At 71.0% G+C, this 20,139-nt stretch carries 18 protein-coding genes and 2 pseudogenes; 9 read left to right on the top strand and 11 right to left on the bottom strand.

Annotated elements, in window-relative coordinates; genetic code table 11:
• Positions 1–128 precede the first annotated feature (128 nt).
• Together AQJ91_RS43735 and AQJ91_RS56935 are read right to left on the bottom strand one after the other, a co-directional pair.
• Complete coding sequence (locus AQJ91_RS43735) at positions 129–974, bottom strand: phosphatase PAP2 family protein (protein ID WP_067034319.1); 846 nt, start codon at positions 972–974, stop codon at positions 129–131.
• Between the two features lie 423 nt (positions 975–1,397).
• Positions 1,398–1,912 (bottom strand): annotated as a pseudogene (locus AQJ91_RS56935) (LCP family protein); the annotation flags it as partial.
• 195 nt (positions 1,913–2,107) lie between these two features.
• Between AQJ91_RS56935 and galU the strand changes: the two are divergent.
• From galU to AQJ91_RS43715, 4 genes are all read left to right on the top strand, one after another.
• On the top strand, positions 2,108–3,010 hold the full coding sequence (gene galU, locus AQJ91_RS43730; RefSeq protein ID WP_067034315.1) for a UTP--glucose-1-phosphate uridylyltransferase GalU: 903 nt from the start codon (positions 2,108–2,110) through the stop codon (positions 3,008–3,010).
• Between the two features lie 791 nt (positions 3,011–3,801).
• Positions 3,802–5,121, top strand: a complete 1,320-nt coding sequence (locus tag AQJ91_RS43725) for a fibronectin type III domain-containing protein (RefSeq protein ID WP_324618057.1) — start codon at positions 3,802–3,804, stop codon at positions 5,119–5,121.
• A 96-nt stretch (positions 5,122–5,217) separates the two neighbouring features.
• On the top strand, positions 5,218–5,955 hold the full coding sequence (locus AQJ91_RS43720; RefSeq protein ID WP_067034309.1) for a peroxiredoxin family protein: 738 nt from the start codon (positions 5,218–5,220) through the stop codon (positions 5,953–5,955).
• A gap of 97 nt (positions 5,956–6,052) precedes the next feature.
• Positions 6,053–8,191, top strand: a complete 2,139-nt coding sequence (locus AQJ91_RS43715) for a SpoIIE family protein phosphatase (protein WP_407697048.1) — start codon at positions 6,053–6,055, stop codon at positions 8,189–8,191.
• Positions 8,192–8,229: 38 nt separating this feature from the next.
• Here AQJ91_RS43715 and AQJ91_RS43710 read toward each other — a convergent pair whose 3' ends face one another.
• Positions 8,230–8,883 carry a superoxide dismutase family protein gene (locus AQJ91_RS43710; RefSeq protein ID WP_067034303.1) on the bottom strand — a complete coding sequence of 218 codons (654 nt, stop codon included), beginning with the start codon at positions 8,881–8,883 and terminating at the stop codon, positions 8,230–8,232.
• A gap of 519 nt (positions 8,884–9,402) precedes the next feature.
• Here AQJ91_RS43710 and AQJ91_RS43705 point away from each other — a divergent pair.
• Both AQJ91_RS43705 and AQJ91_RS58610 read left to right on the top strand, forming a co-directional pair.
• On the top strand, positions 9,403–9,975 hold the full coding sequence (locus AQJ91_RS43705) for a hypothetical protein (protein ID WP_067034300.1): 573 nt from the start codon (positions 9,403–9,405) through the stop codon (positions 9,973–9,975).
• 44 nt (positions 9,976–10,019) lie between these two features.
• Positions 10,020–10,149, top strand: a pseudogene (locus tag AQJ91_RS58610) (DUF3417 domain-containing protein); the annotation flags it as partial.
• Positions 10,150–10,993: 844 nt separating this feature from the next.
• Here AQJ91_RS58610 and AQJ91_RS43700 read toward each other — a convergent pair.
• Positions 10,994–11,629: a TetR/AcrR family transcriptional regulator gene (locus tag AQJ91_RS43700; RefSeq protein ID WP_067034297.1), complete on the bottom strand. Its 636-nt coding sequence runs from the start codon at positions 11,627–11,629 to the stop codon at positions 10,994–10,996.
• 116 nt (positions 11,630–11,745) lie between these two features.
• Between AQJ91_RS43700 and AQJ91_RS43695 the strand changes: the two genes are divergently transcribed.
• Together AQJ91_RS43695 and AQJ91_RS43690 are read left to right on the top strand one after the other, a co-directional pair.
• Positions 11,746–12,315 (top strand): carboxymuconolactone decarboxylase family protein, encoded by a 570-nt coding sequence (locus AQJ91_RS43695; RefSeq protein WP_067034294.1) that lies wholly within the window; start codon positions 11,746–11,748, stop codon positions 12,313–12,315.
• A gap of 50 nt (positions 12,316–12,365) precedes the next feature.
• Complete coding sequence (locus AQJ91_RS43690) at positions 12,366–13,046, top strand: haloacid dehalogenase type II (RefSeq protein ID WP_107122704.1); 681 nt, start codon at positions 12,366–12,368, stop codon at positions 13,044–13,046.
• A gap of 5 nt (positions 13,047–13,051) precedes the next feature.
• On the opposite strand, the gene AQJ91_RS56930 is transcribed toward AQJ91_RS43690, so the two are convergent.
• A complete protein-coding gene (locus tag AQJ91_RS56930; RefSeq protein ID WP_234383401.1) occupies positions 13,052–13,642 on the bottom strand; it encodes a response regulator transcription factor in 591 nt (196 codons plus the stop codon).
• A gap of 271 nt (positions 13,643–13,913) precedes the next feature.
• Complete coding sequence (locus AQJ91_RS56925; protein WP_234383398.1) at positions 13,914–14,156, bottom strand: hypothetical protein; 243 nt, start codon at positions 14,154–14,156, stop codon at positions 13,914–13,916.
• 1,075 nt (positions 14,157–15,231) lie between these two features.
• On the opposite strand from AQJ91_RS56925, the gene AQJ91_RS43670 reads away from it, so the two are divergent.
• Positions 15,232–16,473, top strand: a complete 1,242-nt coding sequence (locus tag AQJ91_RS43670; RefSeq protein ID WP_067034443.1) for an MFS transporter — start codon at positions 15,232–15,234, stop codon at positions 16,471–16,473.
• Positions 16,474–16,560: 87 nt separating this feature from the next.
• On the opposite strand, the gene AQJ91_RS43665 is transcribed toward AQJ91_RS43670, so the two are convergent.
• The 5 genes from AQJ91_RS43665 to AQJ91_RS43645 form a co-directional block, all read right to left on the bottom strand.
• Complete coding sequence (locus AQJ91_RS43665; RefSeq protein WP_079085651.1) at positions 16,561–16,995, bottom strand: L,D-transpeptidase; 435 nt, start codon at positions 16,993–16,995, stop codon at positions 16,561–16,563.
• Positions 16,992–17,750 (bottom strand): Crp/Fnr family transcriptional regulator, encoded by a 759-nt coding sequence (locus AQJ91_RS43660; protein ID WP_067034280.1) that lies wholly within the window; start codon positions 17,748–17,750, stop codon positions 16,992–16,994. The genes AQJ91_RS43665 and AQJ91_RS43660 overlap by 4 nt, the downstream gene beginning before the upstream one ends.
• Before the next feature lie 275 nt (positions 17,751–18,025).
• A complete protein-coding gene (locus tag AQJ91_RS43655; RefSeq protein WP_079085650.1) occupies positions 18,026–18,817 on the bottom strand; it encodes a hypothetical protein in 792 nt (263 codons plus the stop codon).
• Complete coding sequence (locus tag AQJ91_RS43650; RefSeq protein ID WP_067034277.1) at positions 18,801–18,989, bottom strand: hypothetical protein; 189 nt, start codon at positions 18,987–18,989, stop codon at positions 18,801–18,803. Before AQJ91_RS43650 ends, AQJ91_RS43655 begins: the two co-directional genes overlap by 17 nt.
• A gap of 361 nt (positions 18,990–19,350) precedes the next feature.
• Positions 19,351–20,067, bottom strand: a complete 717-nt coding sequence (locus AQJ91_RS43645) for a response regulator (protein ID WP_067034274.1) — start codon at positions 20,065–20,067, stop codon at positions 19,351–19,353.
• Positions 20,068–20,139: the final 72 nt, after the last annotated feature.

The following is a 20,139-nucleotide window of genomic DNA, read 5'->3' as shown; positions in this document are numbered from 1 at the left end:
ATTGTCGAGCACCGGCTCACCGTGCCACCGCAGCTTTCCGGCGGTAGGCACACCGAGACCGGAGCGGTCGGCATCGCCCCGGGCGTTCATTTCACCGATCCCAGACACACAGGGAACATGGCGAACGATTACCACTTATCGGAAACCCGCGGCGGGCCGCGCTCATTCCATGCCCGGGGATGGAGGGCAACCGCAGCCGCAGCCGGGCTCACCTGCCGCGATGCCGAGGCACGGTACGAGGTGCCCGGCTCTGCCGCACCGGCGGGGGACGGTCCGGGCGTGGCCATCGCCCCGCCCGGACCGTCCCGCCCACGGCGTCCACAGTCCGCCGACACCCCGGTGTTCGCAACCACCCCCGGACCCGGCCCGGCACCCAGGCGAGCCCAGAGAGCGCTGAGACATACCCGGATACGCTCGACGAAAGGCTCGCAATGCGGAAGGGCCAGCATGACGAGAGCGCCGGCCGCCCAGCCGCCCAGCACGTCGCTGAACCAGTGAGTGCCCAGGTAGACAGTGGCCAGACCCACCACCACGGCGGCCAGTGCCGCCGCCACGGTCGCCGTCCGACGGTGATGCGAGGCGAGGTATGCGAGCGTCCCCCAGATCACGACGCTGTTGGCCGTGTGACCGGACGGGAAAATGTCCCCGCCCCGGAAGAACTCGGTGGAGCCGATGGCATGCGCGTAGCTGGGCCCCAGACGTCCCGTGCCCAGCTTGACCACCCCCACACTCACGTTGAGCAGCGCCATGGCCGTCAGGAAGACCAGCAGCGGACGCGCGTTCCTACTCCGCCAGGAGCGCCACCCCAGCCAGGCCACCGCCACCGTCGCCGTCGGGCCCCGCTGCCCCGCGACGACGAGGACATCCAGGAGCCCCCGCAGCTGCGGCCATTGCTTGTACGGTCGCCACAGGGCCAGGCGCCAGTCGAACTCCAACAGGGGCGACCCGGCGAGCACTCCCACGAAGACGGCCACGTACGCTCCAGCCGCCAGAGCGAAGAGAGTCGCCGTGCGCCCGCGGCTCGCCGACAGTCGGCGCTCGCGTCGAACGGAACGGCATGACGGAGCGGCTCCACACGCTCCGGGGAAGAATCTTGCCCGCCTCAGGGACAGAGTCGTGATGCCCATGTCGTACTCCCGATCCCCTCGGGAACTCCGACCGCGCGGCCCGGATCAGAATCCGGGCGCGGCACGACGCAGCAGTGCACGGAGGGGAAACCCGGCTCGGTTCGCCAGGAATTCCCTTTTCGCCCACGGCAGTGCCGCGATCCGACAGAGCACCTCGCACAACCGAAAGGGCGCGGGTCCACTGCGGCAACACACACCCGGTCCACTTCCATCAGGGCCCGTCCACAGGCCCGGGTGGACGCCCGAAAACACCTGACGGAACAGCTCCCGTCACCTGTCGGCGTGGCCGTCGCCCCCGTGCGCCGGCGACGTCCGCACGGACGGGGGCGCCGCCCAGTCTTCGCGAAGTGCCTCCCACAGTCGTGCCGCCGCGGTTCGGCCGCGACGACGCGGTTGGGGTCCCGGCTGTCGTAGGCGACCGGCATCGTCAGCGTGTCCACGGCACCGGGGTCGAGCCCGGTCAGGCTCTCAGCGAACTCCGCGAACCCGGTGACGGACCCCAGACCGGAGTCGGTCGTGAGGGACCTGGTCGCCACGTCCGCGATGCCGTACAGCCGGGCAGGACTGATCAGCACCCCTTGTCTGCTGATCTCCGCGAGCAGCACCAGGACGAATTTCTGTTGCAGGCCGATCCGGTCGAGGTCGCTTCCGTCTCCGATGCCGTGCCGGGTGCGTACGAAGGCCAGCGCTTACGTGCCGTTCAGCCGGTGCGTGCCCGCGGCGAGGCCGCTGTCGCGGTCGTGGAGGGCCCGGTCGGTGGTGACGGTGACACCGCCGACGGCGTTACCTGCCCCCGGCCACAAGGAGCGGCCGACTCCTGCCGCTACTTCCGCACACGCAGAGCGCCGGGCAGACCCGAACGCTTCAAGCCGGCAGGACAAATCGAAGTGCTCGGGCGACACTGCACAGAGGAACCACTGAGTCCGCAACCGCTCCCCGACGACATACGGTGCCCTCTACGAAAACGCTGAGGACTCCCCATGAATCACTCGCGCCTCACGGTCACCAAGGCTGTCATCCCGGCAGCCGGCCTCGGCACCCGCTTCCTCCCGGCCACGAAGGCGACGCCGAAGGAGATGCTGCCGGTCGTCGACAAGCCTGCGATCCAGTACGTGGTCGAGGAGGCCGTCGCCACGGGCCTGGCCGACATCCTCATGATCACCGGCCGCAACAAACGCCCCCTGGAGGACCACTTCGACCACAACCACGAACTGGAGTCGGTCCTGGACCGCAAGGGAGACGGCGCCCGCCTGGCAAAGGTGCGCGAGAGCGACTCCCTGGGCACCGTGCACTACGTCCGCCAGGGCAACCCCAACGGCCTGGGCCACGCCGTGCTGTGTGCCGCGGCGCACGTCGGCCGCGAGCCCTTCGCCGTCCTGCTCGGCGACGACCTGATCGACCCGCGCGACCCGCTGCTCCGCCGCATGGTCGAGGTCCAGTCGGACCGGGGCGGGAGCGTGATCGCGCTGATGGCGGTCGATCCCGGGCAGATCCACCTGTACGGCTGCGCGGCCGTCTCGGCCACCGCGGACGACGACGTCGTCAGGGTCACCGGCCTGGTCGAGAAACCGGAGCCCGCGGGCGCCCCCAGCAACCTCGCCATCATCGGCCGCTACGTCCTGGCTCCGACGGTCTTCGACGTCCTGCGCAAGACAGGGCCGGGCCGCGGCGGCGAGATCCAGCTCACCGACGCCCTGCACCGGCTCGCGGCCGACGGGACAGTCGGCGGCCCGGTGCACGGCGTCGTCTTCGAGGGACGCCGCTACGACACCGGCGACCGCCTCGACTACCTCAAGGCGGTCGTCCGTATCGCCTGCGAACGCGACGACCTGGGCCCGGACTTCCGTTCCTGGCTCCGCGACTACGTCACCGCGGAGATGTAGGCCCCGGAGCCTCACCGTCGCCGCCGAAGACCTGCCGGTACGTTTGTCCGGCACCCTGCAAGCCGACACCCGCTCACTCCGCCCGGTCCCACCATTCCCGGCTTCCGGGCCGCGCACAGCGAGCGACAGCGCGCCGTACGCGGCGTCGACGCCGGTGACGGGCACGGGCTTCGCACCCGAACTCCCCTCGACTCGCGAGAGTCCGCCGGTGGAAGTGACGGCGTGATGGACCACGCCCGTGTTTCCTGTCCGTCAGCGGCACCGGAGCGTGTTGTCCCGGCTCGTGAACGAGATCGAAACCGCTCACTTGCGCGACGGTGCCGAGGTGCTCAGGAGTGCGGGTCGTGCTGGACGGCAGCAGGACCACGAGGAATACGCGCTCCGGTTCGCGCTGCGACCTACGGCGCGCTCCCTCTGCGACGTGTGACGTACTGCGCGTCGCCGAAAGCCGGGACGCCCGTCTTCACGTAACCGGCGTTGGCACGGTGGACACGGACGACGGCCCGGTCGATGACCAGAGAGATGACCGGCGCCATAGCCCGGACGACGGCCGGTACCCGGGTCAGGGTTGCAGCCGCGCCGCACATCATGACAGGGGCATGGGGATCGGGACCGACCAGAATTCGCTTGCGCAACGTAGCCGTATGGGTGCTCTCCGTTTGCGGACACCTCGCCGGTGGAGCTGACAATCGGGGTGGAAGCTACCGAACATCCTGGGAGGCGATCTGGTGGCGCGTACGCCTGCGGCTCACCCCGTACACAAGGCCACCGCCGTCGTGGCCCTTGCGGTCATGGGCTTTGTGACTGCCTGTGGTGGTGGAGCCCCCCAGGAGGAGTCGACGGCGGACACCTCGACGGGGCTGGTGCTGCTGTCCGTCGCGGAGCCGGGGCCGGATCCCTTCACCGACTCGACGGCGACCGCGCCTGCCCGGCTGCCCGCCCCGGCCGACTCTCCGACCCCCGGGGAGCGCCCTCCTGCCAAGCCGGCCGACCACCGGTCCGCCAAGGGATCGGACGCCGGACTCTACGGCGGGACGAGAGGAACCGACAGCTGCGATGTGGAGAAGCAGATCCGGCTTCTCGAGGGGAACAAGGCGACGGAGCAAGCCTTCGCCGAGGCCATGGGTATGGGAGTGCCCCTCCTTCCGGCATACCTGCGTTCCCTCACCTCGGTGGTGCTGCGCAAGGACACCCGGGTCACCGGTTACGGCCTCGTGGACGGCAAGGCCAAGAGCTTTCCCGCGGTCTTGCAGTCCGGCACCGCGGTCCTGATCGACGACCTTGGAGTACCCCGCGTCCGCTGCGCAGGCGGCAACCCCCTGACGCCGGCGGAGCCGCTGAAGGGTGCCGCACGCCACACGGGCCGCGCGTGGCACGGCTACGGCCCGAAGCGCGCCGTCGTGGTCGGCCCGGCGCCCCGTCCCTTGACGGAGGTCTTCCTCGTCGACGAGGGCAAGAGCACCTGGATCGAGCGTCCGGTCGGCAAGAACGGCCGCGGGAACCGCGGTGGGAAAAACAAGGACAAGGTCATTCCGGCTCCGCCGGCCGGGCTGGAGGGGCAGGCAACCGCAACCAGCACAGTGGAGCTGGCCTGGGAGCCACCCAAGGGCGACGTCGAGATCGCCGGATACCAGATCTTCCAGGAGGACGTGGCCAAGCCGGTCCAGGAACTCACCCCGGACAGCCGGGAAGCACGTATCTCCAACCTCAAGCCCGGAACCGAGTACAGCTTCACGGTCAGGGCGGTCGACGAAGCGGGCAACATCTCCGTCCCCTCGAACGAGGTCGAGGTGCTCACGAACTATGACACCGAGACCGGCCAGCCGGATCCGAGTCAGCAGCAGCCCGATCAATCCGACCAGCCCGATCAACCAGATCAGTCGGATCCGAACCAGCAACAGCCCGATCAATCCGACCAGCCCGATCAACCAGATCAGTCGGATCCGAACCAGCAACAGCCCGACCAAACCGATCAGCCGACCCCTGACCAACAGCAGCCGACCGACCAACCCGACCAGCAGGATCCGAACCAGCAGCCCGACCAACCCGACCAACCGGACCCGAATCAGCAACAGCCCGACCAACCCGACCAGCCGCAGAACAACCAGTAGCCCCGCACCCGGCCAGGCACAGGCCTCAGCGGCCCAGCTTCACTGCCGTACCGGCCCGCCCCGTTTGTTCCGTCCCGCAAGGGCAACCCAGGTGGCATGACCTACCGATATCCACACTTCGACACCCACCTGATGAGGGAGGGCATGCGGTTCCGGGCCGGGCCCCGTCCGAGCGAGGAGATGCCGGACTTCGACCTGGCCACGGTGGACGGCGGGCGTATCGCCAAGTCGGACTTCACCGGCCGCGTTCCCCTGCTGCTGACCATGGGTTCGGTGACCTGTCCGATGACCACGGCCGCCGACCGCGCCCTGAAGCGGCTCTACGCGCAGTTCCGGGACCGGGTCGCGTTCGTCACGCTCTACGTGCGCGAGGCCCATCCCGGTGAGCGCTACCCCCAGCCGGACCGACTCGAACGCAAGATCGCCCACGCCCGCGACCTCAAGGAGCGCGACGCGCTGCCCTGGCCCGTCGCCGTCGACACCATCGACGGGACCCTGCACCGTCGGCTCGACGCGAAGCCGAACGCCGCCTACCTGATGGACGCACGCGGCCGGGTCGCCTTCCGGGAGCTGTGGTCAGACGACCGCGAGGCCGTCCTGCGTGAGGCCCTGGCCGACGTGCTGTCCGGCCTGTCTCCGGTGGGCGAGCGCCAGGGGCATGTGGTGCCGATGCTCCACGGCATCGCCGAGATGGACCGGACACTGGACATGGCGGGCCCCACCGCACGGCGCGACTTCCGCAGGGCGGCACCCCCGGTGTACGCCGTGGCGCGGATGGCGGGGCTGATGCACAGGCGCCGCCCGAGAGAACGCCACCAGCGGGAAGCCGCGTGACGGAAGGCCGAAGAAGGCCCAAGAGTGCCCCCAACGGGGGTGCGCACAGAAAGTGACCGGGCATCCTGGCATGCCACGTCCACTGTCGCAGAGGAAGATTGAGGGAGTGCGACACCCTGTGGACTGCGGCCCCGCCGAGGGCTCCGGTGCACGGCTGCCGGCCGCCGCCGCGGCACAGGTCGTGCAGGAGACCGGAGCCTGCGTCGGCTTGGTGTACCTGCTGCCACGGGGCGAGCGGGTGCTGCGGCTGGCGATGATCAGCGGGGTTCCCCGGCAGATCGCCGCGCCGTGGGCGCGATACACGGTGACGTCGCCGGTCCCCGTGGCCGACGCCGTACGTGAACGGCGCCTGGTGTGGCTCGGAAGCCAGGAAGAGGCGGCGTACCGCTACCCGAGGGCGGCGCTCCTGCTTTCCTGCCCCTTCGCCATGGCCGCCGCGCCGATCACCACCGGCACCGTCGTCTGGGGAGGTCTCGTGCTGCTGTGGCCGGGATCGCGCCCGGTTCGGCTGAGCGAGTACGAACACGATGCGATCGTCTCCGGCTGCCACCGCCTGGGCCTGCTGCTGCAGCAGGCCGCCAACGGCGGCCACCCGGTCGTGCCCGGTTCCGAACCGCACGTGCTGTCCCAGCCTGCTCCCCGCACACCGGCACCGGCCGGTGCTCTGGCCGCGGTCGATTTCGCCGAACGGCTGCCCGAAGGCTGCTGCGCGCTCGATCGGGACAGCCGGATCACCTTCGCTACCGCCAGAGCCGCCGACCTCCTCAAGACCGACATCCCCCACCTACTGGGATCTCTGCCGTGGAAGGCACTGCCGTGGCTGGACGAGGCTCTCTTCGAAGACCGCCACCGGGCCGCGGTGATCAGCCGCCGACCCGCGTCCTTCACCGTCCTGCGCCCACCGGACCAGTGGCTGTCCTTCCACCTCCACGCGGATGCCCGCGGCATCAGCGTCCGCATCACCCCCGCCGCTGACGAGGCTCAGGAAACGCGTCACACCGCGCCCGCGATTCCGGTCCGGGCGCCCGCGCCCGCGCTCCACCACCTGATGCGCCTGGCCGCCACGCTCACCGAGGCCGTAGGGGTCCAGGACGTGGTCGACCAGGCCGCTGACGAGATCATGCCCGCCTTCGATGCCCAGGGCCTGATCATGTTCATGGCCCAGGACGACCGTCTGCGGGTCGTCGGCCACTGCGGCTACAGCACCGAGGTCGTCGACCACTTCGACGGCGCCCGCCTGTCGGACCCGCCGACCCCGGCTGCCCGGGCCTTGGCCGACGGCGTGACCAGTTTCTTCGCGTCCCCGGACGAGATGGAACAGATGTACCCCGGCATCCCGGCACTGACGAAGAAGGAAGCCTGGGCCTTTCTGCCGCTGATCGCCTCCGGTCACCCCATCGGCTGCTTGGTCCTCTCCTACGACCGGCCGCACTCCTTCGACCCGCAGGAGCGCGCCGTCCTCATCTCGACCGCCGGGCTCATCGCCCAGGCCCTGGACCGCGCCCGCCTCTACGACGCCAAGCACCGGCTCGCCCAGGGCCTCCAGGCCGGCCTTCTGCCCCACGCACTGCCCAATGTTCCCGACCTGGAGGCGGCCGCCCGCTACCTTCCCGCCGAACGAGGTATGGACATCGGCGGCGACTTCTATGACCTCATCCCCCTCGACCCCACGGCCGCCGCCGCGGCGATCGGCGACGTCCAAGGCCACAACATCACGGCCGCCGCTCTCATGGGGCAGGTCCGGACCGCCATCCACGCCACCGCCGGCGCACCCCCCGGCGACGTCCTCGCCCGCGCCAACCGCCTGCTCACCGACCTCAATCCCGGCCTGTTCACCAGTTGCCTCTACGCCCACCTCGATCTGGTGCACCACCGCGGCCACCTGGCCACCGCAGGCCACCTGCCACCGATCCTGCGCCACCCCGACGGGCGCGCCGAGGTTCTCGACCTGCCGACCGGCCTCCTGCTCGGCATCGACCCGGCGGCGACGTACCCGACGACCGAGATCCCCCTGCCGCCCGGCGCTCTGCTCGCCCTCTACACCGATGGACTCGTCGAGACCCCCGGTGCCGACCTCGAAGACGCGATCAACGACCTCGCCGGGCAGCTCACACAGGCCGAGCACCACAGCATCGACGCTCTTGCCGACTCCCTCGTCCACTACGCCGGACAGCGCGCCCCCCGCAGCGACGACATCGCCCTGCTGCTCATCAGCCCGAACCGAACGAGCGGATGACTCCCACCACGCGCCGGGCCGTGCGGCCCCGGACGCGCCTACTCGAACGGTACGTTCACGCAGGCAACCCGATCGCCCGCGATTCCGGCACGGCCGTCCTGCGTGGCCGTGGCCGACTCGTGGATCACCACGGAGCGGGCTCCTCCCTCACGGAACTGCCGGTCGACCCGGGCCGCGGCCTTCCCGGTGCCGTTCTCGTCGGTGGTGAAGTCCAGCCACACCTCGTTCTCCGGGTTGGCGTACCTCGAGTCGACCGAGGGCTTCTCGGGGTCCTGCTCGTTCTGGTAGTGCGGGCCCGAGGAGTCGGGCCGCTCGCCGCACGGACCGGTGTGGACGTGCGCACCGTAGGCGCGGTTCGCGACGAGGTCGTTCACCCGTAGCAGCACGCGGGTGGCCTCGTTGTCGGGCATGTCGTTGTCGTGCATCATCCCCTTGCCGTGCGCCATCTCCATGACCTGGACCCGGCTCCCCTCCGGCACCAGCTTCGTGTCGTAGGTCACCGCCTCCGCCTCGGGCGCCGCGCTCGCCGGCACGAACTCCGCCTTGACGGCGACCATCGTCGGTGTCGGTGTGGGGGGCTGGTCGCCTGGCGCGGCGGCTCCCGCGGTGGTGGCCGTGCTGAGGACGGCGGCGAGCACGGCGGCGCCGGCGATGAGGCGTGTGCCGTGGGGGACGTTGGTGTGCCTGGCCATGAGAACTTCCGAGGGTGATACGGGCGTGCGACGTACAAGGCGCGAGGTGCGACGTACGAGGTGCGACGTACGAGATATGGGATGCGGGACGGCAGGTGGCGGTACGGCTGGAGCACCCGACCGGCCACAGGCCATGGTCGTTCCTCGCCGACGTTTCTGCCATCTTTCTACCCATATGAATGATTTGTATCCGACTTGCCGCCGAGGGTAGCCGTTTGGATGCACTCCGTTTGCGGACCTCTCGTCAGTGGAGCCAACAATCGGAGGAGGGAAGTCACCCACCATCACGGGAGACGGTCTGGTGGCGCGTACCTGTGGCTGCACCCACGCACAGGACCACCGTGGTGGCCTCGCGAGCACGGTCTCCGCGGCAGCCTGCGGCGGCGGTGACTCCCCGGCGCAATCGGGGGCGGACACCTTGACAGAGCTGGTGCTGCTGTCGGTGGCGGACCCTGGCCGAATCTGATTTTCCCTTGTCGATCATGAACCACCGTGCACATAGGCAACAAGGAGGAAGAAGTGGCGATACAAGCAAGGGCTCTCGTACGCGGCGCCGCGGCGCTGGCCACCGCCGCGACGACCGTCGCCGTGCTGGCCGCCCCCGTCGAGACCGCCGAAGCCGAAACCCACGGCGGAAGGACAGCGGCCGGGCAAACGGCCCAGTCCAGACAGATCGCCTCCTCGGTCCTGGACGCGGACGAGAACGTCAAGTTCACCCTGACCGCGATCCGGTCCACCGACGACCCACTGGCAGCCTCCGTCCGCCTGAAGGCCTTCGTCCGCAAGGACGGCCGGTTCGTGCTGACGGACTCGGTCCGGGTCGGCGCCATGGACGGCTGGTTCTGGTTCCCGCTCACCGGGCGGGGCGCGATCTGCGAGTTCTCCACGGCCAGCACCGACCCCGCGCCCGTCGCCGTCAGCCTGCTGATCACCCCCTCGGTCGGCTGCTCGCCCACCGAGCGCTTCGAGCTGCGGGACGGGCGGTTCACCACCCAGGGCCGCAGTGCGCGGGATCCACGCGGCGGAGTGGGCGCCGGCGGTGGCGGCATGGCCGGACGGCCCACCCACCGGGGGACGTCGGCCGATGCGTGAGAATCGGCCGGCCCGGACTGTGCCCACAAGTGATGTCGGTCACCGACGGCCTGAACGACTACATGACCGGCGACCGCTGGTACCAGTCCCAGTCCCAGTCCGGTGAACTCCCCGCCGCCATCGCCTACTTCTCCCCCCGAGTTCGGCATCATCGCCGCGTCGCCGCACTGCTCCTCGGCGAGGCCCGCGCCAAGGTCGTGGCGCTCCCGCAGTCGACGCTCGCTGCCATGCTGGGGGTGCCGCGTCCCCCCCCTCAACAGGGTGCTGCGGGCGTTCGAACGGGACGGGCTGGTCTGTCTGCGTCACCGGCGCATCCTGATCCTGGACGGAGCCGAACTGCGCCGCGCGACACACGAGCCGTGACCCCGGCCGCGCGTGTGCGTCGGCACTCGACGTGTCCTCGGCGTCGCCGAGCAGCATGGGCATCAGTGGCCGCCGGTGCCGCGCTGCCGGGGCCGGGACCGAGCGGCCACGACCGCGGCCGATGCCCGGTGCAACACCGGTTCGCGGTCGTCGGATCACAGGAGGCGGAAGGCGACACGACTGTCCCTGTCCATGCGATGGGTGGCGTTCGGCTCGGGATCGAGAACGCCGTGCAGCATGCCGCCGATTGAGCCGTTTGAGCGGGCGATGTGCGGCGGCAGTCATCGGGCAGTTCACCGACCCCATGGCCGACAGCATCACTTTCCGTCCGACGAAGTCCGACCGGTAATCCGGCCCCCGTCCGCGGTGAGCAGGTCGAAGTCCGGCGTCCGTTCTCCCGGGCGGGACCCAGCGTGGAATCGCATGTCCGCAAGCACGAGGCGCCTGGGGAAGTACGGGCAGCGGTACACCTCAGCCTCCCGCGGGTCCCCAGGTCCGCAGTCCTGGCATGCCCACGGGCCGGCCCGGGTTTCCCATCCGACCGACGAGGAGCCCCCACGCCTTGGAAGGAGGCGACCGTGCCCCTTCGCGCCTTCCCCCTGTGAGCCGCAGAACGTTACGGCGCCGACCCCGCCCCGGGTCTCCGCCGCTCCAGTCAGGCGGCCGCTGGGGCGACCGACCACCGTTCGATCTGGCGTTCCAGCGCGGCGACGGTGGCGAGCGCCTCCTCGGTCGCGCCGCTGCGTGCGGCGACCTGGACCCCGTACAGGGCGGCTTGTATCAGCCGTGCCCTGTCCAGGATCTCCTCGGCCGCCATATCCGGAAGCTCCCCGTGGTCGGCTGCCCGCCGAAGGGCGGCGGCGACGGCGTCACGTACGCGCTCGCGGTAACGGTGGGCATGTTCGGCGATCCGCTCGTCACGGGGCGCCACCTCGGTGGCGGTATTCACCATGAAGCAGCCGGGGCTGCCGGGCTCGGGCACGCCGCGGCGGATGCGGTCGAGAAAGCCGCGCAGGTCGTCGAGGCCCGCCGTGCCGTGCTCCAGGGGACCCAGGAGTTCGTCACGGTCCCGGTCGTAGCGGCCCAGAGCCGCCTGGAGCACCCCGTGTTTGCTGCCGAACGCGGCATACAGGCTGGACGGGGACAGTCCGGTGGCCGCCGCCAGGTCCTCCACCGTCGTCGCCTCGTACCCCTTCGCCCACAACGCGCGCAGCGCCGCCGCCGTGGCCGCGTCCAGGTCGAACGACCGCGGGCGGCCGCGACGCGCGGGAACGGATCGGTCGTCTTGCATTTCCACTTCTGAAGTGTACGATCCGGAATCATTCCGGAGTGTCCACTCCATAAATATTCGGAGCGTGATCCACGCTCCGGAGACATCGCACATCTACCTGCATGAGGAGCACTCCCATGGCCCAGACCGAGCGTCCCCTCTCCCTCCCGGCCCGCACCGAGGCCGACCCGGACCCAGCCGTCGCCGAGGCGCTGGCCAAGGCCAAGGCACAGACCGGGATGATCCCCAACATGTACGCCCGGATGGCCAACGTGCCCGGCCTGCTGGACGCCTACCTCGGCGGTTACAACGCATTCCGCAAGAACTCCGAATTCACCCCCGCCGAGCAGGAGATCATCCTGCTCACCATCAGCCGGGTCAACGGCTGCACCTACTGCGTCGCCGCACACAGCGCGATCGCCGACATGAACAAGGTCCCCACCGAGGTCACCGACGCCCTCCGCGACGGCAAGCCGCTGCCCGACGCCCGCCTGGACGCCCTGTCCACCTTCACCGCCGCCTTCGTCGAGAGCCGCGGCCTGCCCACCGCGGCCCAGGTCGACGCCTTCCTGGCGGCCGGGTACACGGAGACGGACATCCTGCAGATCCTGCTGGCCGTCTCGGTCAAAACGATCAGTAACTACGCAAACCACCTCTTCCACACCCCGGTGGACGGGATGTTCGCCCACCGCGCCTGGGAGGAGTGACCCGGCGCCGACGCGTTCCCGACCGAACCATGGCAGGAGAGGACGGCGGCATGTCGCAGAACCGCCCATCGGTGCTGGTCTTCGACGTGAACGAGACCCTCAGCGACCTCGCGCCGCTGCGTCACCGCTTCGAGCAGATCGGCGCGCCCGCCGACCTGCTGCCCCTGTGGTTCGCCGGCATCCTCCGTGACGGGTTCGCGCTCACCGCCGCCGGCGGCCCCGCGGACTTCGCCCTCCTGGCCCGCGACAGCCTCCGCTGGCTGCTGGCTGGGACGCTCGACCCCGCGGCCGCGGACGACGCCGCCCACCATGTCGTGGAGGGGTTCGCGGAGCTGGACGTGCATCCCGACGTGGTGGAGGGGGTGCGGGCGCTGCGCGCGGCCGGGTACCGGCTGGTGACGATGACCAACGGCAGCGCCGCACTGACCGACAGGCTGCTCACCCGGGCGGGCATCCGGGACTGCTTCGAGGCGCTGTGGGACGTCACCGGCCCCGGACGCTGGAAGCCCGACCCCCGGGCCTACCACTACGCGGCCGAGCACTGCGGGGTCCGTCCCGACGAGGCCCTGCTGGTGGCCGTCCATCCCTGGGACATCGACGGCGCCCAGCGGGCCGGACTGGCCGGAGCCTGGCTGAGGCGCGGCGTCCCTGATGCCGTCTACCCCCGCTCGTTGACGAGCCCCGCCCTCACGGCGGAGAACCTCACGGAACTCGCCCATCTCGTCGGGTGACACAGTCACCGTCGACACAGCCACCGTCCCTCGGACCACCAGAGCCTCAGAGGACCGAGGGACCTCCCAGCTGGCCGCCCGCCTCCGGGAATCCCCCGAACCCGTCGGCGGGGAGCCGGCCCTCGCCCAGGCAACCACCCACCCCATCCCAAGTCGTCGCAGCCCGTGGCAAGGGCATCGCGGCGGTCTCCGCAGCCCGCCGAGGGAAGTGATCCTCGTGGCCGAAGTATGGGCCGATCTCGGACCGGGTCACCGCGCGGGCCCGTGAGCGGTTCCTGTCCGGTGAGCTGATCGTGGGAGGCCCGCGCGGCACCATCCTGAGTTCGTGGCAGCGCTGCCGGCCGCTGGCCATCAGTCCCGCCCGGTGGAACCCGCCCTACGAGGCGGATCTCAATCTGGACACCCCACTGATCCGCGCCGCCCTGCCGGTGCTCGAAACCGGCTGGAGCCCCGGATCGCAGGGCTTGTGCGGCCGCCTGGGTGCGGCTGTGCACCCGGAGCCTGTCGAAGATGCGACTGCCGTAGGTCTTCACGGTCTGCTGCCCGATGCACAGCTCGCGCGCGATCTCCTTGTTCGCCTTCCCGCGGGCGAGCATGACCAGGACCTCGGCCTCACGCTCGGTCAGACGCACCGGGCCTCCGATGACCTGGTCGACCAGGCGGGCGACCACGGCGCTGGAGACGCATGTCCTCCCGGCCGCCACGTCCTTCACCGCGTGCCGCAGCTCGTCGGCCTCCGCGTTCTTCAGCAGGAAACCCGTCGCGCCCGCCCGCACCGACAAGCACGGTCGTCGCGCTGACGGAGCTCTGTTGCCGTACGACGCGGCCCCGGAAGCAGAGGAAGCCGTCCAGCATCGGGGGCCTCCTTCACGGCGGGGGCGGTCCCATCCGGTGCCGGGCACCCGGTCCGGGGAGCATCGGTCGCCTGCCGCGCCCGCCGCCGGACGCCGCGATCCACCGCGCCGCGGCCAGCGCCGTCGGCAACCGCTCGGGCCGGTGCCGGGCCTCGCGCAGGACCTCGGAGACCAGGGTCGCGCCCCTGCGACGGGTTGCCGCCGACAGCGCGAGGAACCCGGCCGTCGGCAGGTAGCCGACCTCGGCATCGGTCAAGGCGCGGGGCCATGCAGGCGACCGACCGTCCCAGGAGTAGCGGCACATCTCCGGCGATGCCGCAGGGCTCCAGCATCCCCACGACCGCCGGTCCTTCCTCGTGCCCGCCACCAGTTCGAGCCAGCCGCTGCGCACGATCCGGACGCCGCCCGGGACCATGCCCTGCCGGAAGGCGGACTGTCCGGGCGCCAGGTGACGCGGTTTCAGACGGGGCGCCGGCCCGCCGCCTCCCGCCGCCCCCGGCGGGAACAGCCTGACAACACGCGAGTCATGCGCAGCAGCCCGCGAAGGGGCCGGAGCTGCCGTGCCACCGTGAGTCCTCGTCGCCGACCCGGTCATCCGCGTTGTGTCACCTGCCTGACAGTGCGATCACCCGGCTGATACTCCCGGGAATCAGGGCGCCCACCGCATGACATGGAATCGCAGTGTGGGCGGCGGACGCCGGCTCCGACACGAAGGAGGACATCCCCATGCGTTCGCCCCTTCTGCGCCGTGGCGCACTCGGCACCGCCGCCACCGTACTGGCCGCCGGGGCCGTCGTTGCCGGATCCGGCACGGCGTCAGCCGCGACCACCGCGGTCCCGGCACACACGGTCATCTCCGAGCGTCCTTACGGCGAGTGCTCCTACTGGAACGGCTCCTACTCGCGCCATTCGAACTGCGGCTACTACTGGGGTTACTACGGCGGCTACGGCCGCCTCGGCGTGCTCAGCCGGATCCTCTCCCGGCCCTCTGAGCCAGGACCCTTCGAACCGCGCCTCACGGGTTCCCCAGGATGTGAGGGAGGGGAGAAGGCGAGCCCCCTCCCTCACGCTGTCACCAGCGGCCCGCGCCGGGCGAGCACGCCCGTGAGGAGCCCGCCCTGGAGGAAAGCACCCGTACTGCGCGCGATCTGGAGCGGCGTCGTCGGAGGGCACCCGCGAGCCGGAGCCCGCATGGCAGAGACGGCAGGGCTGAGCAGGGCGGTGACGGATCCACCCGGACGCGCGGAGTGCTGGAATCTGGAATGCGGTGTGTGCTCCTGCGGGTTCCGTGTGTGGACCTGCCGCACGTCAGAACGATCCAGGGGATGCCGATGCCTGTGCCCGCACGACATGTGCAGCTCGCCCTCATCGCACTCGTCCAGGTGCTGGGCATGGCGATGTGGTTCTCCGCCTCCGCGGTGGTTCCGGCGCTGCGCGAGACGTGGCACATCGGCAGTGCCCAGGCGGTGTGGCTGACGGCATCGGTGCAGGTGGGATTCGTCATCGGCGCGGTCACGTCGGCGGTGCTGAACCTTCCGGACCGCATCGCCCCGCAGCGCGTGATGGCGGTGGGGGCGCTCGGTGCCGCCGCGGCGACGCTCGCGGTGCCGGTGTTCGCCCACGGCCTGCTGTCGGCAGTGGCGTTCCGGCTGCTCGTGGGCGTGTGCCTGGCCGGGGTCTACCCGGTCGGGATGAAGCTGATGGCGTCCTGGTTCCGCAGCGCCGGGCGCGGCCTCGCCCTCGGTGTGCTGGTCGGGGCGCTGACCCTGGGGTCCGCGCTGCCCCAGCTGATCAATGGACTGTCCGGTCTGCCCTGGCAGGGCGTCCTGGCCGCCGCCGCGGCACTCGGCGTCATGGCTGCCGTACTCGCCGTGCTGCTGGTGCGCCCCGGCCCGCACCTGGCGGGCGGCGGCACGCGCCACCGGCCTCGCTACGCGGTGGAGATGTTCCGTGAGCGGGGGCCACTGCTGGCCAACCTCGGCTACTTCGGGCACATGTGGGAGCTGTACGCGCTGTGGACCTGGCTGCCGGCCTTCCTGCTGGCCAGCACCGCCCGCGACGGGGCGCCGGCCCCGTCGCGGGCGGTGCTGGGGCTGGTGGCCTTCGCCGTGATCGGCCTCGCCGGTGCCGCCGGTTGCCTGCTGGGCGGCTGGGCGGCCGACCGCTACGGCCGCGCGCCGACCGCCGGTACCGCGCTCGTCGTCAGCGGCGCCTGCTGCGCGTTCTCGCCTCTGATCTTCACGGCGCCCTGGACCGTCCGGGTCGTGGCGCTGCTGGTGTGGGGCGCCGCGGTGATCGCCGACTCCGGGGTCTTCTCCACCGTGCTCAGCGAGGTCGCCGACCAGCGGTACACCGGCACCGCCCTGACCGCCCAGACCGCCATCGGCTTCCTACTGACCGTCGTGACCATCAACCTCGTACCCGTGCTCGCCGACCAGACCGGCTGGCGGTTCGCCTTCCTCGCGCTCGCGCCCGGCCCGGTGCTCGGGGCCCTGGCCATGCGTGCCCTCGCGCGCCACACGAAGCGGGCAGCCACCCGGAAACCGGCGGTTGCGGCGGAGGAGGCGGTCTGAGCGTCGTGAGTCATCGGCACGGGCCTCGCCGAGCCCGTCAGGACGAGGGGCGCTGCCTCATTCCGTGACATGCTCTGCCGCCTCGTCTCAGGCGAGTGCGCTGCCGGCCCGCCAGGTGGCCCAGTCGACGTTCCAGCCGCCGTAGCCGTTGTTGGCGGCGACCGTGTCGGAGGCGGAGTTGACCACGGTGACCGGATCGCCGAGCCGCACGCGCTCGTAGAACCACCGCGCGTCCGACGTGCTCAGGCCGATGCAGCCGTGACTGGCGTTGACGCGGCCGAACTTGCCCTCGTTCCACGGTGCCGCGTGCGCGTAGGTGCCTGAGGGGGTGAGGTGGACGTCCCACTTGACCGAGCCGAGGTCGTAGGCCTCCGGGCCGAAGATGCCGACCGTGCTGGAGTCCATGCGGATGGTGGGTACCTTGTCGAGGACCACCATGGTGCCGTTCCAGATGTCGAAGCCCGGTCTGCCGACGGAGACGGGCAGAGTGCGGATCACCTTGCCGTTCTCGGACACGGTCATGGTCTTCGCCTCCGTGTCGACCCTGCTGAAGCGGCCAGGCGTCGCAGCCCGGCGGGGTCGGTGAGGTGGATGGTGCGGTAGGCCAGGCGCAGCACGGCCCGCTGCTCGAAGTCCTTGAGGACCCTGTTCAGGGAAGGGCGGCGCACCCCGAGCATGGCGGCCAGGGTGCGCTGCGGTAGGTGGACCGCGCCGTCCTCGGCCTCGGCGAGCAGCAGTCGGGCGGTCTGCTGCGGCAGGCTCGCGCCGAGCTGGGCGACCAGCCGGGCCTGGGCGCGGGCGAGCCGGGTGGCGATGGAGGTCAACCAGCGCCGGGCCAGGGCCGGGTGACGGTCCAGCACCTGGGAGAAGTCGGCGGCGGGCAGATGGAGAAAGGTGCAGGGGTCCAGGGCCCTGGTCGCGTACGGCAGCGCCATGCCCAGCAACAACTGGATGTCGCCGTCGACGTCTCCGGCGCGCAGGACACGTACCACGGTCTGGCGTACACCCGAACCGACCACGAGCTCGGCGCGGCCCTCACGCAGCAGCCACACACCGTCCGGCGCGGCACCGGCCGTGGTCACGACGGAGCCGGCCCCGACCTCGACTGGCCGCAGCGTATCCGCCAGAACGTTCAGATCCCGGCTGCTGAGAGGGGCATGGCGACCACCGCCGACGCACCGGGCCACCCAGGCCGCGTACCGGAGTTGATCAGCCGACGGGCCGGCGAGCCCGGCGAGCGGAGGCGGAGTGCCCGCGTGGCGTGCGGAGGGTGTCATGGACAGGCAATCCCTCTCGTTCTGGCTGCGCACTCAAGGCGACCGCCGTCCCAGGAGCGGGGGCCGAGTGGAGTCGGCCGGACGAGAGGAGGTGGCCGGCCTCCTCGGGTTCCGGTGGAAGACCCCATGCCCGTCGGGTCTTCCACCGGCGTGGGGCGGGCCCCGGCGGACCGGTCGGGTGAGCGGTGACGACAGCCGGTCCACCGGAGGCGATCCCCTTCACCCCACGATGCCGTGGCACGGTCCGGGCGCAACGTCCCGCACCACGGCATCGTTCACTGCCCCGCCGCCCTTCCACGGCCGGGCAGCAGTTCCAGGGTGACTTCCCACAGCGGGGCGATGCGGCTGCCTAGGCGGTGGACCAGCCAGCCGGCCAGCGCGCCGAACCCGGCGTGCGCCAGCAGGACCGTGATCTGGAACTTCGGCCACATGTCGGCGCCCCACTCCCCGGCCCCGACCGCGTTCGGCACCGGGCTGCCCAGGAAGCCGACGCCCAGCATCAGGCCGTACACCAAGCCCATCAGCACCCCGGCCATCGCCCCGCCGCGTTTACGGAAGGGGAAGCCGCCGAGCAGCACGGCGTAGGTGATGCCGAACATCGCGCCGTTCCAGACGTGGTAGGTCCAGCCGGCGATGTTGGAGGCGGTGTCGGGGCCCTGCATGATCTGGTCTTTCAGCAGCACGCCCATCAGCATGGCGATGTCGCCGGGCATGGCGTCGAAGCCCCTGAAGCCGATCTCTCGGACCAGCTCCAGCACTGCCGTCCCCGCGATCCCGGCCAGCGCGCCGACCCCCACTGCCCGGACCAGACGGGGTCCGCTGACGAGCAGCGCTATGAGGGGGGCGATGACGACGGCGATCGCGCCGGGGACTCCGACCTGGCGGGCCAGGTTGGGCAGGGTGTCGTAGCCGCCCTCGGCGGCGGCGAACAGCAGCGCACCGGCGGCCGTCGCCCCGGCCAGCACCACACCGGACAGCAGCAGCTCGGCCGCCGCCCGCGCCGGGTGCCGACCCGTCGGCTGGTGACGGGCCGGAGAGGGGATTGCGGAGCTACTTCGCCGCGCCATCTGCGATCTTCTCCGCTGCCATGGCCATCTGCTTGCCACCGTCGGCGAGCTTGGCGTCGACGGCCGTGAAGAGCGGGGCCGGGTCGTAGTAGCCGATGTGCGCGGTGCCGTCGTCATCGGCCGCGGTGATTCTGCGTACCGCTGGGGCAAGCGGAGTCGGCGCGTACCGCACGCGTCCCGGGAATAGTGGCTGCGGACCATCGTACGGGCGTCGAGGCCGAAGTGTGCAGCCTGGATCAGCGACTGGCTGAGGGTCGGGGGGCCTCGGGGCCGATGACGGGGGCGCCCAGGAGGTGCCCGCTCGCAGGGCCGACGAGCAGCTTGACGAAGCCCACCTGACGCCGGTTGTGCCAAAGGCCGGGTCCTCCGGCGCACGAGGCGACGGAGCGCGCGGCTGTTCGTCCATCCCGTCGATGACGCACCACCCCGGATCCAGGAGGGATGACACGCCTGGAACCCGGTGGACGACCGGTTCCTTCCCGCTCCATTGATTGGGCGGGAGCTTTCCAAGGGTGCGGAGAACCGTCACGCCGTCACGATGCGTCCGCTGCCGACGCCGCTCCTGGGTCGGGCGGGTCGGGTTGCGCGGGGCGGAAGCCCCAGTCGGCGGCCTTGGCGACCGCCTCCAGTTGGGATCGCGCCTCGAGTTTCTCGAGGATCCCGCGCACGTGGGTGCGTACGGTGGCGTAGGTGATGGTGAGGCGGTCGGCGATGGCCCGGTTGTCGAGGCCCTGGGTCATGAGGGCGAGGATCTCCTGTTCCCGGCTGGTCAGGCTCTGAAGGCGTTCCGTCTGCCGGGCCGAGACCCGGGTGGTCTCGCGGTGGCGGGCGAGGACTTCCATGAGGGTGCGGGCGGGGATGAGGGTCTCGCCCGCGGCCGCCGCGCGGATGGCTGTGGCGATCTCGTCGCCGCCGGCCGACTTGAGCAGGTATCCGCTCGCGCCGGCCTCGACCGCGGCCAGCAGGGCGTCGTCGCTGGTGTCCGCACTGAGCATGACGACGGCGATGGTGGGGTTGTGGGCGCGGATGCGGGCCGCCGCGTCGGCGCCGGTGCCGTCGGGCAGCCGGTAGTCGATCAGCGCCAGTTGCGGGGAGAGCTGCTCCGTCATGGGCACTGCTTCGGCGACGGAGTCGGCCCAGCCGACCACGGTCAGGTCGTCGTAGTCGTCGAGCAGGGCCCACAGCCCCTCCGCGACGGCCCGGTGGTCCTCGACCAGCAGCACCGTGATGAGGTCGGGCGGGCCGGTCATGGCTCGGGGCCCTTCGGCGTGGACTCACCGTTCGCCTCCGGCTCGGGTCGCGTGGACGGCGACGCGGGCTCC

The sequence above is a fragment of the Streptomyces dysideae genome (assembly GCF_001514305.1).
Taxonomy (GTDB): Bacteria; Actinomycetota; Actinomycetes; order Streptomycetales; family Streptomycetaceae; genus Streptomyces; species Streptomyces dysideae.
This window is presented reverse-complemented; position numbering and strand designations above follow the sequence as displayed.